This window comes from Noviherbaspirillum autotrophicum (assembly GCF_000818395.1).
GTDB lineage: Bacteria > Pseudomonadota > Gammaproteobacteria > Burkholderiales > Burkholderiaceae_D > Noviherbaspirillum > Noviherbaspirillum autotrophicum.
The window spans coordinates 1,100,202-1,114,534 of sequence record NZ_JWJG01000028.1 but is presented as its reverse complement, the minus strand read 5'-3'; the positions used below and the strand labels follow the sequence as shown (position 1 = coordinate 1,114,534).

The following is a 14,333-nucleotide window of genomic DNA, read 5'->3' as shown; positions in this document are numbered from 1 at the left end:
TTTTGTAAAATAGGGTTCCCTATGTTTAAATAGGGTTCCCCATGTTGACCGCAGTCGGCGGCGACGGGTTGAATGACTGCGGCGGGCCGACGGCTCCCGGCAGTACCTTACATAAAGGAACTTCCATGCATTACGGACCTCCTCGCCGCGTCGCCATCGTCGGCGCAAACCGCATTCCGTTCGCGCGCTCCAATACGACCTATGCGCAGCTGAGCAACAAGACCATGCTGACCGATACCCTGCGCGGCCTGGTACAGAAATACAACCTGCAGGGCGATCTGCTGGGCGAAGTGGCAGGCGGCGCGGTCATGAAGCATGCGCGCGACTGGAACCTGGTGCGCGAGTGCACGCTGTCGAGCGGCCTGCATCCGAACACGCCGGCCTACGACATCCAGCAAGCCTGCGGCACCGGCCTGGAAGCGGCGATCCTGGTGGCCAACAAGATTGCGCTCGGACAGATCGAGGTCGGCATCGCCTGCGGCACCGACACCACCTCCGATGCGCCGATCGCCGTCAACCCTGGCCTGCAGCGCGGCCTGATGAAGCTCAATGCCGCCCGCTCCGGCGGCGAGCGGCTGAAGGCAGCGCTCGGCCTGTTCAGGCCGTCGCACCTGATTCCCGAAATTCCGGCGAATGCCGAGCCGCGCACCGGCAAGTCGATGGGCCAGCATGCGCAACTCACCGCCAGCCGCTACGGCATCAGCCGCGAGGCGCAGGACGAACTGGCGTTGGCCAGTCATCGCAACCTCGCCAAGGCGTATGAAGTCGGCTTTTTCGACGACCTGGTGATGCCGTATCACGGACTGAAACGCGACAACAATCTGCGCCCCGACACTTCGCTTGAAAAAATGGGCAAGCTGGCGCCGGCCTTCGAACGCAAGGGCGGCACCATTACCGCGGCCAATTCCTCGCCACTGACCGATGGCGCCTCGGCCGTGCTGCTGGCATCGGAAGACTGGGCCAGGAAAAAGGGCTTGCCGATTCTCGCCTACATCACAGCGGGCGAGGTGGCCGCCGTCGATTTCATCGACGAGCGCGAAGGCTTGTTGATGGCGCCGGCTTATGCCATTGCCCGCATGCTGCAAAAGCACGGGCTGGCGCTGCAGGATTTCGACTTCTACGAAATCCACGAGGCGTTCGCATCAGTCGTGCTGTGCACGCTAGCGGCATGGGAGTCGCCGGAATTCTGCCGCGACAAGCTCGGCCTGGACCAGCCGCTCGGCAGCATCGACCGCGCCAGGCTCAACGTCAAGGGCAGCTCGATTGCCACGGGCCATCCGTTTGCCGCCACCGGCGGGCGCGTGGTCGCCACGCTGGCGAAGATCCTGGACGAGGCCGGCGGCGGGCGCGGGCTGATCTCGATTTGCGCCGCCGGTGGGCAGGGCGTGACGGCGATTCTGGAAAAGTAAGGAGAGTCACGCATGTCCGATCTGCTCATGACGCTGGCGAAAAACCCGGCGACGGCCGGTATCGTCAAGAAACTCGGCTTGCCCAACCCGGTTGAACTGGCGCGCGCCGAAGGAGGGTATCAAGCCAGGCCGTTTGCCGGCAAGACGGTGCTGCTTGCCCGTTCCCGCAATGGCTATGCGGCCGACAGCTTGCTTGCGTCTATAGAGGAGGCTGGCGCCGCGCCGCTGGAGGCGTTGCAGGAAAACAGCCGTGAACGCGTCGACATCGTCGTCATGGATGCCACCGGCTGCGCCAGCCCGGCGGATTGCCGTGCGCTTTACGACGTCTTTCATCCGTTAATGCGCCGCATTGCCCGCAATGGCCGCGTGCTGATTGTCGCCGCGCCGCCGGACGAGGCGCAGGACGCGGTGGCGGCGGCCGCCGCACGTGGCATCGAGGGCTTTAGCCGCGCCCTCGGCAAGGAGCTCGGCAAGGACGGCATCACCGTCAATCTCGCCTGCGTCGCACGCGATGCGCTCGACCGCCTCGCAGGAGCGGTGCGGTTCTTTTGCGGCGTACAGGCGACCTATGTTTCCGGGCAGGTGGTGCGTATCACGGCGCAGGTCGCCGCACCGGCGGTGCTGCCGTTCGCGGCTGCGTTAAAGGGTAAGGTGGCGCTGGTCACCGGGAGCGCGCGCGGCATTGGCCGCGCCACGGCGTACCGGCTGGCGCAGGAAGGCGCGCAGGTGGTTTGCCTGGACGTGCCCGGCGCGGCCGATGCGCTGCATCAGGCCTGCTCGGAGATCGGCGCAATTCCCTTGATGATGGATATTTCCGCGCCGGAGGCGCCGCACCGGCTGGCCGAATTTTTTAAGGAAAAGTTTGGCGGCCTGGATATCCTGGTGCACAACGCCGGCATCACGCGCGATCGCACGCTCGCCAATATGAAGGAGCACTATTGGGACATGGTGGTGAATATCAATTTCGCCGCCATCGCCGCCATCGATGAGATCTTGCTGGCGGAAAAAGTCCTGCGCGAGGGCGCGCGCATCGTCTGCCTGTCTTCCATCAGCGGCGTGGCCGGCAACTTCGGCCAGACCAACTATGCGTTCACGAAGGCGGCGCTGATCGGTTATGTCGCCGCGCAGGCGCCGAAACTCGCGTCGCGGGGCATCTGCATCAATGCCATTGCGCCCGGCTTTATCGAGACGGCCATGACCGACGACATGCCGTTCATGATGCGCGAAGCCGGCCGGCGCATGAATTCGCTCAAGCAGGGCGGCAAGCCCAGGGACGCGGCGGAACTCATCGCCTTCCTGTGCACGCCGGGAGCGTACGGCATCAGCGGCGCCACTATCCGCGTATGCGGACAGGGCCTGATCGGCGCCTGATTCCGGCATGGCGCGCCCTCCCGCGCAAGGGGCGCCGCTGCCGTGCCATCCGCGCTGCGATTGCGGAAAACCATTTCTTTTCAAATAGTTATCTCTCCTTGTTATTCCCCGTAAACCCGATTGGCCGACTCCTAATACAATGGTCGAGGCACGATTGGTCTGGTAACCGAATGTGCATGACAGACCAATAGCGTCACCAATAACGATTCGATAGAGGAGATGACCATGGTTTCTGTATTCCTTCGCCGCTTGCTGGCGACGGCTGGCGTGGCGCTGCTGGCTGCGGCACCGGCGCTTGGGCAGCAGCAGTACATCAATATCCTGACCGGCGGCACCAGCGGCGTCTACTACCCGATGGGCGTGGCGCTGTCGCAGTTCTATGCCAAGGCGATCCCGAACGCCAAGACTTCGGTGCAGGCGACCAAGGCATCGGCCGAGAACCTGAACCTGCTGCAGGCCGGCCGCGGCGAACTCGCCTTCTCCCTGGGCGACTCGCTGTCGGATGCCTGGAAGGGCGACGCGGAAGCCGGCTTCAAGGCCCCGCTGAAAAAGCTGCGCGGCGTGGCCGGCATCTATCCCAACTATATCCAGATCGTCGCCTCCGCCGACTCCGGCATCAAGACCCTGGCCGACCTCAAGGGCAAGCGCATCTCGGTCGGCGCGCCCAAGTCCGGCACCGAGCTCAATGCGCGCGCCATCTTCAAGGCGGCCGGCATGACCTACAAGGATTTTGCCAAGGTGGAATACCTGCCGTTCGGCGAATCGGTCGAGCTGATGAAGAACCGCCAGCTCGACGCGACGCTGCAGTCGGCCGGGCTGGGCGTATCCTCGCTGCGCGATCTGGCCACCTCGATCCAGATCGTGGTGGTGCCGGTGCCGGCCGAGGTGGTGGCCAAGGTGGGCGATGGGGCCTACCAGTCCGGCGTGATTCCGGCCAAGACCTATGAAGGCCAGGCGGCGGACGTGCCGACCGCGTACGTGCAGAACTTCCTGGTGACGCACGAGGGCGTGCCGGCCGATACCGTCTACAAGATGACCAAGGCCGTCTTCGACAATACCGACCAGCTCCTGGCCGCGCATGCCGCTGCCAAGGCGATCAAGAAGGAAAACGCGATCAAGGGCATGCCGTTGCCGCTGCATCCCGGCGCCGAGAAGTACTACCGCGAGGCCGGCCTGATCAAGTAACGCAATAATGATAGAGCGCGGACGGCTTCGGCCGAACCGCGCCGCCATTCCATCAAGGAGCACGTTCATGTCAGAACTGAATCTTCACGCGGCCCCATCCCGAGGCGCTGCGGGCGATGCCGCGCCGGACGCAGGCGAGCAATTCCAGGAGCACGGCGTGCAACGCCATCTGAGCGGCTTGCCGCTGAAGATCCTGACCGCATCAGCGCTGAGCTTTTCCGGCTATCAGCTCGTGGTCGCCGCCTTTCACCCGCTCTCGAGCCTGGTGATCCGCTCGCTGCACGTGGGCTTTTTGCTGATGCTGTGCTTCCTGCTGTATCCGGCGCTCAAGCGCGGCAAGCACAACAACATTCCATGGTACGACTGGCTGCTGGCCGCGACCGGTTTTGCTCTCGGCACCTACCAGTGGATTTTCGAAGCCGACCTGATCCAGCGCGCTGGCGACCCCAGCACGGCTGACCTGGTGGTGGGGACGATCGTGGTGGCGCTGGTGTTCGAGGCGGTGCGGCGCATCCTCGGGCTGGCGCTGCCGCTGGTATGCGGCGCCTTCCTGCTGTACGGGCTGTTCGGACAATACCTGCCGGACGCGATCGCACACCGCGGCTTCGGCTACGACCAGGTCATCGGCCAGCTGTTCACCGGCACCGAGGGCATCTACGGCATCCCGACCATGGTGTCGGCAACCTATATCTTCCTCTTCATCTTGTTCGGCGCCTTCCTGGAGCACGCCGGCATGATCAACCTGTTCAACGCAATCGCGCTCGGCCTGGTCGGCCATGCCAAGGGCGGCCCGGCCAAGGTGGCGGTGATTTCTTCCGGCTTCATGGGCACCATTTCCGGCTCCGGCGTGGCCAACGTGCTGACCGTCGGCCAGTTCACCATCCCCCTGATGAAGCGCTTCGGCTACACCTCGGTCTTCGCCGGCGCGGTGGAAGCGACCTCGTCGATGGGCGGCCAGATCATGCCGCCGGTAATGGGCGCGGTGGCCTTCATCATGGCCGAAACGCTCAACGTGCCCTATGTCGACATCGTCAAGGCGGCGGCCATTCCCGCCATCCTGTACTACGTAACCGCGTTCTGGATGGTACATCTGGAAGCGGGGCGCGCCGGATTGACCGGCTTGCCGAAGGAGCAGTGTCCCAGCCCGGTCGCTGCGCTGAAGAAGAACTGGTACCTGGTCCTGCCGCTGGCGGCACTGGTGGCCATGCTGTTTCACGGCTTCACGCCGATGTTCGCCGGCATGACGGGCCTCGCGCTGACCGCGATCCTGATTCTCGGCGCCGCCATCGCCGCGCAACTGTCCGGTATGGCATTTCGCTACGTGTTCTGGATCGCCCTGGGGCTGGGCGCCGCCACCTTCGTCAAGCTGGGCATTTATCCGGTGCTGGCGATCATCGCGGTGCTGGCCGTGGCCTGCCTGTGGGTGAAGGGCGGGCGGAAGACGCTGCACACGATGAAGTCGAGCCTGGTCGACGGCGCCAAGCAGGCGCTGGCGGTCGGTCTGGCCTGCGCCATCGTCGGCGTCATCATCGGTGTGCTCACGCTCACTGGGGCCGCCTCCAGCTTTGCCGGCTTCATCCTCGAGGTGGGCGCCAACAGCCTGTTCCTGTCGCTGTTGCTGACGATGATCGTGTGCCTGATCCTTGGCATGGGTATCCCGACCATCCCGAACTACATCATCACCAGTTCGATCGCCGCGCCAGCGCTGCTCAAGCTGGGCGTGCCGCTGATCGTGTCGCACATGTTCGTGTTCTATTTCGGCATTATGGCTGACCTGACCCCGCCGGTGGCGCTGGCCGCCTTTGCCGCGGCGTCGATTGCGAAGGATTCGCCGATGAAGATCGGGTTCAAGGCTACGCAGATTGCTATCGCCGGCTTCGTGATCCCGTATATGGCGGTCTACGATCCGGCGCTGATGCTGCAAGGCGAGCTGACGGTGGCGGCGGTGGTTTACGTGGTGTGCAAGGCATTGTTGGCGATCGGGTTGTGGGGCGCAGCATCGGTCGGTTATCTCTGGGCGCCGCTGAAATTGCTGGAGCGGCTGATTGCCGTCGTGGCAGCGGCGCTGCTGGTGGCGGCGGTACCGTTGACCGACCAGCTCGGTTTTGCGCTGGCTGCCGTGTTCCTGGCCTGGCAGATCATGCAGCGCCGCAAGCTGGCCGTCGCGTGAGCGCCTTGTGTGTTGCGGCCGCCGTGCTGTCGGTGGCGCTGCCGCTGCAAACGTTTACGCTGGCCTGGACCCATTCCATCGAAAAGATCCGCTGGGAAGAGGATTACCGCATTGCCGGCGACCGGCTGCAGCTGGTGGAAGCGCGCATCCGCGGCTCCGGCGCCGGCATGGAACCACCGCAGGGCGCGCAGCTGAAGGACGGCGTCTGGCATTACGTGCCGGCACTGCCGCCGCTGCCGCGCCTGCGGCTGGCGCGTTCCCCGTACGTTGCCGATTACGAGCTGTGCTGGGATGGTGCTTGCCATGCCATGGCCGCCATCATCGGGCCGGTGGAGGCGGCACCGGAGGTGGAACTGGCGCCTTGCAATTAATTACCGGAGCAGGAAACACGCCGCCGTGGGACGGCTCTGGTAATGGCCGGGTGTTTTGAATTTGTCATTCTCGGGTATCGGAATAGGCGTCTCATGTTGTTATTGTGCAGTGGCGTGAAGGGTACGGCACGTTGTAAAGTTGCCTCCTAGCATTGAACGCAATGATAATATTGACGACAATCAACGTTTTTCATTTTCGTGGCACATATTCTGCGTACAACTTGTTGATTTCAGTCAACATTTGCGCCGCAGGCTGCATGCGCAAACAAGATAAGCAGAAATAGGGGGAGTACGCGTGTTTAAGAATCTCACCATTAGGGCCCGGCTGATCTTTGTCGTCGGTTTCCTGTCGCTGATGTGTGTTTCTGGTGCGATCATCGGATTGTCCAGTCTTTACATGTCCAATGAATCACTCAAGGCAAGCTACCAGGAGCGGCTGGTGCCGACTGGGCAGCTCGACCAGATCATTCGGCTGATCAAGTCCAATGAACTGGCCGTGGCCCAGGCGCTGACGGCCGACCCGTCGACCGTGGGCAAGGAAATGGATGCCGTCGATCAGCGCATCGGGCAGATCAGCCAGCTCTGGAACGCCTACATGGCGTCGCCGCTCTCACCGAAGGAGAAGGAGCTGGCGGACAAATTCATTACCGCCCGCAAGAGCTTTGTCGAGGAAGGATTGAAGCCGGCCGTCGCCGCCCTGCGCGCAGCCGATACCGCCAAGGCCGGCAGCATCATGCGCGACAAGATGAATCCGCTGGCCGTGGCGATTGGCGATGCCGCCAATAACCTGGTGCAATACCAGCTCGACATGGGCAAGAAGGAATTCGAGGACAACGAGACGCGCTATCGCTGGGTGCGCAACTCGTGCGCCAGCGGCATGCTGTTCTCGGTATTGCTCGGCGCCGCGATCTGTATCTGGCTGGTGCGCGCAATCGCCAAGCCAATGGCCGACGCGGTCAAGGTGGCCAGGAGCGTGGCGGCAGGCGACCTGACCAACAGAATCGAGGTCACCAGCGGCGATGAAACCGGCCAGCTGCTGCAGGCACTGAAGGAAATGAATGAAGCGCTGGTGCGCATCGTCAGCGAAGTGCGCGGCGGTACCGAAACCATCGCTACCGCATCAAGCCAGATTGCGTCCGGCAACATGGACTTGTCTGCCCGCACCGAAACGCAGGCCAGTTCGCTGGAAGAAACCGCCTCGTCGATGGAAGAGCTCACGTCCACCGTGAAGCAGAACGCCGACAGCGCCATCCAGGCCAACCGGCTCGCGATGTCGGCCTCGGAAGTGGCGACCAAGGGCGGCGCCGTGGTGTCGCAGGTGGTCGATACCATGGGCTCGATCAACGAGTCGGCCAAGAAGATCGTCGACATCATCGGCGTCATCGACAGCATCGCTTTCCAGACCAATATCCTCGCGCTGAATGCGGCAGTCGAGGCTGCGCGCGCCGGCGAGCAGGGCAAGGGTTTTGCGGTGGTGGCCACCGAAGTGCGGCAACTGGCGCAGCGCTCGGCCGCGGCTGCCAAGGAAATCAAGTCGCTGATCGATGATTCGGTGGAAAAGGTCGATACCGGCGCCAAGCTGGTCGACCAGGCTGGCGCCACGATGCAGGAAATCGTCGACAGCGTCCGGCGTGTGACCGACATCATGGGCGAGATCTCGGTCGCCAGCAAGGAACAGACCGACGGCATCGAGCAAGTCAATCAGGCCATCGCGCAGATGGACGAAGTCACCCAGCAGAATGCCGCGCTGGTGGAAGAAGCGGCCGCCGCCGCCGCCTCGCTGCAGGAGCAGGCGGTCAACCTGTCGCATGTGGTGAGCGTATTTAAGCTTAACGACGTGCCGCAGTCCGCGCCGGCAGCCGCCAAGGTCGCGCCCGCGCCTTCCGCGCATGTAATTCCGCTTGCCAAGACGCGCTCGGCATCGTTATCGCCAAGCCCGAAGCGCATCGTCAATGCGCAGCGTGGCAACGACGAAGACTGGACCGAGTTTTAATTTCTTCGTACTAAGCAACTCCGGTACGACAGCCAGCCGGGCACCTTGTGACAGGTGTCCGGTTTTTTTATGCCTGCACGACTTTCTGAGCACGGGCGGAATTCCGTAGAGAGATTTGCATCCAACTGAGGCGAGACCGGACGCCCGCTTGCACGTGCGGCGGGACGTCGATTGTTCAACTTGAGTCGCTTGACGACGGATGGAGAAACGAATGATGACGGATGATCCTATTGGCACACGAGGCGAAGGCGCATTTCCTGTGGACCAGCCCATGCAGGCACTGGAAAAAGACCACGAGTTTGTAAAGCAACTGTTCGATCGGTACTGCAATACCCAGGACCGGAAAGTCAAGCAGGAAGCCGGCCGGCGCATCCTGGAATTGCTGGAAATGCATACCGCGCTGGAAGAGGCCGCGTTTTATCCCGCCGTATCGCAGGCCAATACCGCGCTCGTCGAGCAGTGCAAGAACGAGCATGAGCAGGCCGACCAGCTGATCCAGCAACTCAAGGGCATGGATGACAGCGATCCGCAGTGCGACCGCATATTCCAGCAATTGCGCGATGAAGTGCTGCAGCATGTCCAGGTGGAGGAGCAGCAACTATTCCCGGCGATACGGCAAGCCAACCTCGACTTGCAAGCCATCGGATTGCAGATGCAGGCATTCGAATCGAACATGGTGGCATCCCGCGCCAGCGAAAGCGCACAACGCGGCACGTCACGTCCTGGCGCCTAAGCGGCGGCGAACGATTCCTGCTGCGCGGTTTCTAGCGCGGCAGGAATGTCAATGAACGCATTAATGTGAGTGCTTAATGTGAGTGCTTAATGGGCCATCAGTACCGGCACCCGCATCGAATCCAGCACCGTGCTGGTGACGCCGCCCAGCAGTATTTCGCGAAAGCGCGCGTGGCCGTACCCGCCCATCACCAGCAAGTCTGCCTGCAATTCGGACACCAGCGCCTGCAGCGCCACGCCGATTTCATGCTCGGCCTGGCGCTGCAAGACTTCCACCTTGACATCATGCCGCGCCAGGTACAGCGCGATGTCCGATCCGGGCACGCTGCCGTGAGCCTGTGGCCGCGCATACGGGTTGAAGACCACGACTTGCACGGTCTGGGCGCGCCGCAGCAGCGGGATGGCGCTGGTCACCGCGCGCGTTGCTGGCATGCTGGCATCCCAGGCGACCAGCACATGCTTGCCGATGCCTTCGAAATGCCCGGAATACGGCACCAGCAGTACCGGCCGTCCGGAATAGAGCACCACGTATTCGGGGAAATCCGGCATCACGACTGGCGACAATTCGTTCGGATCGTTTTGCCCGATCACCACCAGGTCGGCATAACGTGCCTGCAAACAAATGCCGCCGCCAGCTTCGTCATCCACCAGGCGCTTTTCGAAGGAAGTCAGGCCCAGCTTTTGGGCGGTGGCGTCGAAATCGTCAAGGCCGCGCATGGCGCGTGCATGCAGGAAATCGAGCTGCGCCTTCACGTTCGGGTCGAGTTCGGCCAGCATGCGCGCCTGCGCCAGGTAGCGCGATGCGCCGGTCATGGCCGTGCCGATCAGGTGCGCGTTTTCCGCCATCGCAATGGCGGCGGCGATCTTGATGCGCTCGCTCGCGTGGCGAGACTCATCCACATGCACGAGCACGGTCTTGTAGGGCATGGCAATCTCCGGCGACGCGACCCTGAATCAAACTCCGAACAATTTCTTAGACTAGCCTTTTCAACCCAAACAAGGAGGCATGCGGGGAAATTTGACGGGCGTCAAATGGGTAAGCAAGATCAAACGAGATACCGGCTTGACCTTGATTTCAGGAGACCTTTACTTAGAATAAATGGAATCGATGAAACGAGTTCCGCTGCGGCCCGTGGCATTGCAGCATCGGAGCGCCGGAATGGCGGAACAGTGAAGCGATAAGGAGACAGCATGCATTCAGTCCGGGACCGTGTCTCGCAAGCGGCGATGGCGCAACTGGATTCGCAATGGACGGTCACCGCCATGCTGGCGGACAAAACTGTGGACAGCATCGAACGGTTGAGCGACTTGCATCTCAATCTTGCGCGCGCCACGTTCGAACAGTCGAATCTGGTAGCCCGACAACTCGCTGCGGCGGAAAATGCACGGCAATTCTTCCTGCTGGCTGCTGCCCAGGCCAGGCCAAATACGGAAAGGGTGTTTGATTACGGCTATTACCTGGCGAATATCACCTCCACCATGCAAGAGGAAGTCATCAGGGAAATGGGCATGTGTATGGCAGACACCAATCGCCGCCTGCTTGATTTGCTGGCCGATCTCGACTGCGCGGCGCCGTCCGGCACCGCATTGATGACAGCGCTGGTGAAACCCCTGGCCGGCATGGCGGATGGCGCAGCGCAGCCGGCGGCGGTGCAGGCGAGTGCGCCCCATGCCGCGCGCGCAGGGCATGGATGACGTGGTCACTGCCTATTTCCGTTTTTATGCAGAGCTGAACAACTTCCTGCCGCCAGCGCAGCGGCAGCGCCGCGTGGCACACACCTGTTCGCGCGATGCTTCCGTCAAGCACATGATCGAAGCGCTCGGCGTGCCGCACACCGAAGTCGACCTGATCCTGGTCGACGGTGCACCGGTCGATTTTTCGCACCGCCTGCACGACCGCGAGTCGGTCAGCGTCTATCCGTGCTTTACCGGCATCGACGCGGCGACGCTGCCCCGGCTGCGGCCGCTGCCGCCGGAGCGCTTCATCGCCGATGCCCACCTCGGCCAGCTGGCGAAGAATTTGCGCATGCTCGGTTTTGATGTGCTGTACCGCAATGATTACAGCGACGCAGCCGTGGCGCGCATTTCTGCCGAAGAAAACCGCATCGTGCTCACGCGCGACCGCGACCTGTTGATACGCAAGGATATTGTCTACGGCTGTTACCTGCACGCCATATCGTGCGATGCCCAGATCGCGGAAGTGATCGGCCGCTTCGACCTCGCGCCCCTGGTGCGCGCCTTCAGCCGCTGCCTGAACTGCAACGGTGTCTTGCGCACCGTGGAAAAAACCGCTGTCGAGCACCGCGTGCCGCACCACAGCCGCCAGTTCTACGAACGTTTCTACGAGTGCGAGGATTGCGCGCAGGTGTACTGGGAAGGTTCGCATGTGGAGCGCATGCGCCGTCGCGTGGCACAGATGCTGGGAGCGGCCGGCATCAGCGCCGGCGGATAGTGCAGCGCTTCGGAATAAGGAAAGCTTTTTGCGCACCCGATGAGCAAACAATTTTCAGCCGCCTGCGAACGCAACCGCGAGCCGATCCTGGCCGTGCTGCGCGACGTTCTGGCCGACTGCCGGCAAGTGCTCGAAATCGGCAGCGGCACCGGGCAGCACGCCGTGTACTTTGGCGCGCACCTGCCGCGCCTGCAATGGCAAACCAGTGATTTGCCATGCAATCATGCAAGCATCATTGCATGGCAGCAGGAGGCGCGCCTGCCCAACGTTCTGCCGCCGCTTGCGCTCGATGTTGCATCCACCGACTGGCCGCAGGGGCCGTATGACGCAGTGTTTTCCGCCAACACCTGCCACATCATGGCGTGGCAGGAAGTAGAGGCGATGTTTGTGGGAATCGGGCGTGTGCTGCGTCCTGGCGGCCTTGTCTGCATCTATGGTCCGTTCAATGAGGGCGGCCGGTTCACCAGCATCAGCAATGCGCAATTCGACGCGGCATTAAAGGCCCAGGCGCCGCACATGGGAATACGCGACTTCGACGCGGTGAACGCCCTTGCGGCAAGGCAGGGACTAACCCTGCTGGCCGACCATGCCATGCCGGCCAACAATCGACTGCTCGTCTGGCGAGCCGGCATGGATTGAGACGCCTCAACCTGAGGTGGCGGATTATCGGCTACGGTGTTTGTATTGACTATCAACAGCCCATCCCAAATTGCGCTTTGTCGACGTCACGATGTTTTATACCGCGGAAAGCGGGGGTGTGCGCACCTACCTGACTGCGAAAGGAAACTGGCTGGCACGGCAGACAAGCATCGAGCATGTTGTGGTCGCGCCATCCATGATCGAGGCCAAGGGCGCGCGCTTCATCGGCGTGCCGAGCTTGCCGATTCCTTATGCCAAGGGTTACCGTATGCCGCTGTCATGCCGCATTGCTGCGCATAAAATCCAGCAGTTGGAACCGGACTTAATCGAGGTCGGCGACCCGTATCAGCTGGCGTGGGCGGCACTGCGCGTGCGCGACCGCACCGGCACGCCCACCGTCGGCTTTTGCCATTCCGACTTGCCGCGCCTGATCGCGCATCGCTTCGGTCCCGCCGCGCAGCGCCTCGCCAATCGCTACATGCGCTCGCTCTACCGTCACTTCGACATGGTGCTTGCGCCCAGCCAGACAGTCACACGACAGCTGCACGACATGGGCATCGCGCAGGCGCGCCACCAGCCGCTGGGCGTCGACACGCAGACGTTTTCCCCGGCGCGCAGGAATCCGGCGCTGCGGCAAGAACTTGGCTTGCCGGAGGAGGCCCGGCTGCTCATTTACGCCGGCCGCTTCACGCGCGAAAAGCGGCTTCCCTTGCTGCTCGATGCAGTGCGCCGCCTGGGCGATCCCTATCACCTGGTCATGGTCGGCAGCGGCGGCACCCTGCCGTCGGCCAGCCGCGTGACCTACCTGCCTTTCCAGCCCGACGCCGCCGCATTGGCTGGACTGATCGCCAGCTGCGACATGCTGGTTCATCCCGGCGACCAGGAAACCTTTGGCCTGATCGTGCTGGAAGCGATGGCCTGCGGCATACCGGTGGTCGGTGCCGACGCCGGCGGCATCAGCGAACTGATCGACGACAGCACCGGCGTGCTGGTGCGCCCGGGCAGTGCGTCCGCACTGGCCGAAGGCATCCGCCATCTCTACGAAAGGGACATCGATGCGATGGGTCGCAATGCGCGCCGCAGGACTGTTGCCCAATACGACTGGAGCCGGATCGTGCCGCAATTGATGCACCATTACGCCAGCCTGTTTGCCGCCCATCGCCACGTGGAGTTCGGCGTAGGAAGCTCGTATGCACCGGACTGAGCCGCTGCGCGCCGTGTGCGTGTCGATTCACGATGTTGCGCCCGCCACCTGGCTGCAGTGCGAGCGGCTGTTGCGCGCGGTCCGTTCCGTCGCCGACATTCCGGTCAGCCTCCTGGTGGTGCCGGCCTATCACCGCCAGCGGCACGCCTGCAACCGGCGCTTCGAACGGGCGCTCGAATATCGCCTCGCGCGCGGCGACGAACTGGTGCTGCACGGCTATACCCATCTCGACGAAGCGCCGCGGGCAGAAGGCTGGCGCGACAGCGTGGTGCGCGAAATTTACACCCGGCGCGAAGGCGAGTTCTACGCGATCGACAGCACCGAAGCGCGGCGCCGCCTGCAGCTCGGATGCGACTGGTTCGCCCAGCGCGGCTGGCCGCTGGAGGGGTTCGTTGCGCCGGCATGGCTGATGGGCGAGGGCGGATGGCGGGCGCTGGCCGACTTCCCGTTCTCCTACACCACGACCCTGCGCCGCTTTCACCTCTTGCGCAGTGATTGCGCGCTGCGCTCGCAAAGCCTGGTATACACGGTGCGCAGTTCGTGGCGGCGGCACATGTCGCGCGGCTGGAACGCCGTGCTGTCGCGTTCTCTGCAGGATAATCCGCTGTTGCGCATCAGCCTGCATCCGATCGACGCCGCCTATCCCGACATCGTGCGGCATTTTTACCGGATGATCGAGTCGGCGCTGGAAGACCGGCAGCCGATGACGAAGGCGGCGTTTGCGAACGCCTACCAGGCCTATATTGCCGCCGCTCCGGATCCGGCGCGCCGCGAGACGGCTGCACTGGCGGGGCAGCGGGAGTAAGC

At 63.0% G+C, this 14,333-nt stretch carries 13 protein-coding genes; 12 read left to right on the top strand and 1 reads right to left on the bottom strand.

Going from position 1 to position 14,333, the window contains the following annotated elements; genetic code table 11:
* The first annotated feature begins 125 nt into the window (after positions 1-125).
* The 7 genes from TSA66_RS06395 to TSA66_RS06365 all read left to right on the top strand — a co-directional run bounded on the left by TSA66_RS06395 (position 126) and on the right by TSA66_RS06365 (position 9,232).
* A complete protein-coding gene (locus tag TSA66_RS06395) occupies positions 126-1,409 on the top strand; it encodes an acetyl-CoA C-acetyltransferase (protein ID WP_040039433.1) in 1,284 nt (427 codons plus the stop codon).
* 12 nt (positions 1,410-1,421) lie between these two features.
* The gene (locus tag TSA66_RS06390; RefSeq protein ID WP_040039432.1) at positions 1,422-2,780 is read left to right on the top strand and encodes a 3-oxoacyl-ACP reductase; all 1,359 of its coding nucleotides are present in this window, start codon (positions 1,422-1,424) and stop codon (positions 2,778-2,780) included.
* 225 nt (positions 2,781-3,005) lie between these two features.
* Complete coding sequence (locus TSA66_RS06385; protein ID WP_094298992.1) at positions 3,006-3,965, top strand: TAXI family TRAP transporter solute-binding subunit; 960 nt, start codon at positions 3,006-3,008, stop codon at positions 3,963-3,965.
* 67 nt (positions 3,966-4,032) lie between these two features.
* Positions 4,033-6,135 (top strand): TRAP transporter permease, encoded by a 2,103-nt coding sequence (locus tag TSA66_RS06380; protein ID WP_084199372.1) that lies wholly within the window; start codon positions 4,033-4,035, stop codon positions 6,133-6,135.
* Positions 6,132-6,506, top strand: coding sequence for a DUF1850 domain-containing protein (locus TSA66_RS06375; RefSeq protein WP_040039430.1), 375 nt, complete (start codon positions 6,132-6,134; stop codon positions 6,504-6,506). Before TSA66_RS06380 ends, TSA66_RS06375 begins: the two co-directional genes overlap by 4 nt.
* A gap of 295 nt (positions 6,507-6,801) precedes the next feature.
* Positions 6,802-8,499 carry a methyl-accepting chemotaxis protein gene (locus TSA66_RS06370; protein WP_040039429.1) on the top strand — a complete coding sequence of 566 codons (1,698 nt, stop codon included), beginning with the start codon at positions 6,802-6,804 and terminating at the stop codon, positions 8,497-8,499.
* A gap of 211 nt (positions 8,500-8,710) precedes the next feature.
* On the top strand, positions 8,711-9,232 hold the full coding sequence (locus TSA66_RS06365; protein WP_040039428.1) for a hemerythrin domain-containing protein: 522 nt from the start codon (positions 8,711-8,713) through the stop codon (positions 9,230-9,232).
* 86 nt (positions 9,233-9,318) lie between these two features.
* Here TSA66_RS06365 and TSA66_RS06360 read toward each other — a convergent pair whose 3' ends face one another.
* Entirely contained in the window at positions 9,319-10,158 is an 840-nt protein-coding gene (locus TSA66_RS06360) for a universal stress protein (RefSeq protein ID WP_040039427.1), read from the bottom strand.
* Between the two features lie 264 nt (positions 10,159-10,422).
* Here TSA66_RS06360 and TSA66_RS06355 point away from each other — a divergent pair, with 264 nt between their 5' ends.
* The 5 genes from TSA66_RS06355 (at position 10,423) to TSA66_RS06335 (ending at position 14,331) form a co-directional block, all read left to right on the top strand.
* Entirely contained in the window at positions 10,423-10,926 is a 504-nt protein-coding gene (locus TSA66_RS06355; RefSeq protein WP_040039426.1) for a phasin family protein, read from the top strand.
* On the top strand, positions 10,901-11,683 hold the full coding sequence (locus TSA66_RS06350; protein ID WP_232429416.1) for a Mut7-C ubiquitin/RNAse domain-containing protein: 783 nt from the start codon (positions 10,901-10,903) through the stop codon (positions 11,681-11,683). Before TSA66_RS06355 ends, TSA66_RS06350 begins: the two co-directional genes overlap by 26 nt.
* Positions 11,684-11,722: 39 nt before the next feature.
* On the top strand, positions 11,723-12,322 hold the full coding sequence (locus TSA66_RS06345) for a DUF938 domain-containing protein (RefSeq protein WP_040039425.1): 600 nt from the start codon (positions 11,723-11,725) through the stop codon (positions 12,320-12,322).
* 91 nt (positions 12,323-12,413) lie between these two features.
* A complete protein-coding gene (locus TSA66_RS06340; protein ID WP_040042269.1) occupies positions 12,414-13,526 on the top strand; it encodes a glycosyltransferase family 4 protein in 1,113 nt (370 codons plus the stop codon).
* The gene (locus tag TSA66_RS06335; protein WP_040039424.1) at positions 13,513-14,331 is read left to right on the top strand and encodes a DUF2334 domain-containing protein; all 819 of its coding nucleotides are present in this window, start codon (positions 13,513-13,515) and stop codon (positions 14,329-14,331) included. Before TSA66_RS06340 ends, TSA66_RS06335 begins: the two co-directional genes overlap by 14 nt.
* Positions 14,332-14,333 lie beyond the last annotated feature (2 nt).

Bases quoted from the DNA above. Each gene is read 5' to 3' on its own strand.
- TSA66_RS06355 (WP_040039426.1), top strand. From the start codon at position 10,423: ATGCATTCAGTCCGGGACCGTGTCTCGCAAGCGGCGATGGCGCAACTG.
- TSA66_RS06365 (WP_040039428.1), top strand. From the start codon at position 8,711: ATGATGACGGATGATCCTATTGGCACACGAGGCGAAGGCGCATTTCCT.
- TSA66_RS06395 (WP_040039433.1), top strand. From the start codon at position 126: ATGCATTACGGACCTCCTCGCCGCGTCGCCATCGTCGGCGCAAACCGC.
- TSA66_RS06345 (WP_040039425.1), top strand. From the start codon at position 11,723: ATGAGCAAACAATTTTCAGCCGCCTGCGAACGCAACCGCGAGCCGATC.
- TSA66_RS06350 (WP_232429416.1), top strand. From the start codon at position 10,901: ATGCCGCGCGCGCAGGGCATGGATGACGTGGTCACTGCCTATTTCCGT.
- TSA66_RS06360 (WP_040039427.1), bottom strand. From the start codon at position 10,158: ATGCCCTACAAGACCGTGCTCGTGCATGTGGATGAGTCTCGCCACGCG.
- TSA66_RS06335 (WP_040039424.1), top strand. From the start codon at position 13,513: ATGCACCGGACTGAGCCGCTGCGCGCCGTGTGCGTGTCGATTCACGAT.
- TSA66_RS06390 (WP_040039432.1), top strand. From the start codon at position 1,422: ATGTCCGATCTGCTCATGACGCTGGCGAAAAACCCGGCGACGGCCGGT.
- TSA66_RS06385 (WP_094298992.1), top strand. From the start codon at position 3,006: ATGGTTTCTGTATTCCTTCGCCGCTTGCTGGCGACGGCTGGCGTGGCG.
- TSA66_RS06340 (WP_040042269.1), top strand. From the start codon at position 12,414: ATGTTTTATACCGCGGAAAGCGGGGGTGTGCGCACCTACCTGACTGCG.
- TSA66_RS06380 (WP_084199372.1), top strand. From the start codon at position 4,033: ATGTCAGAACTGAATCTTCACGCGGCCCCATCCCGAGGCGCTGCGGGC.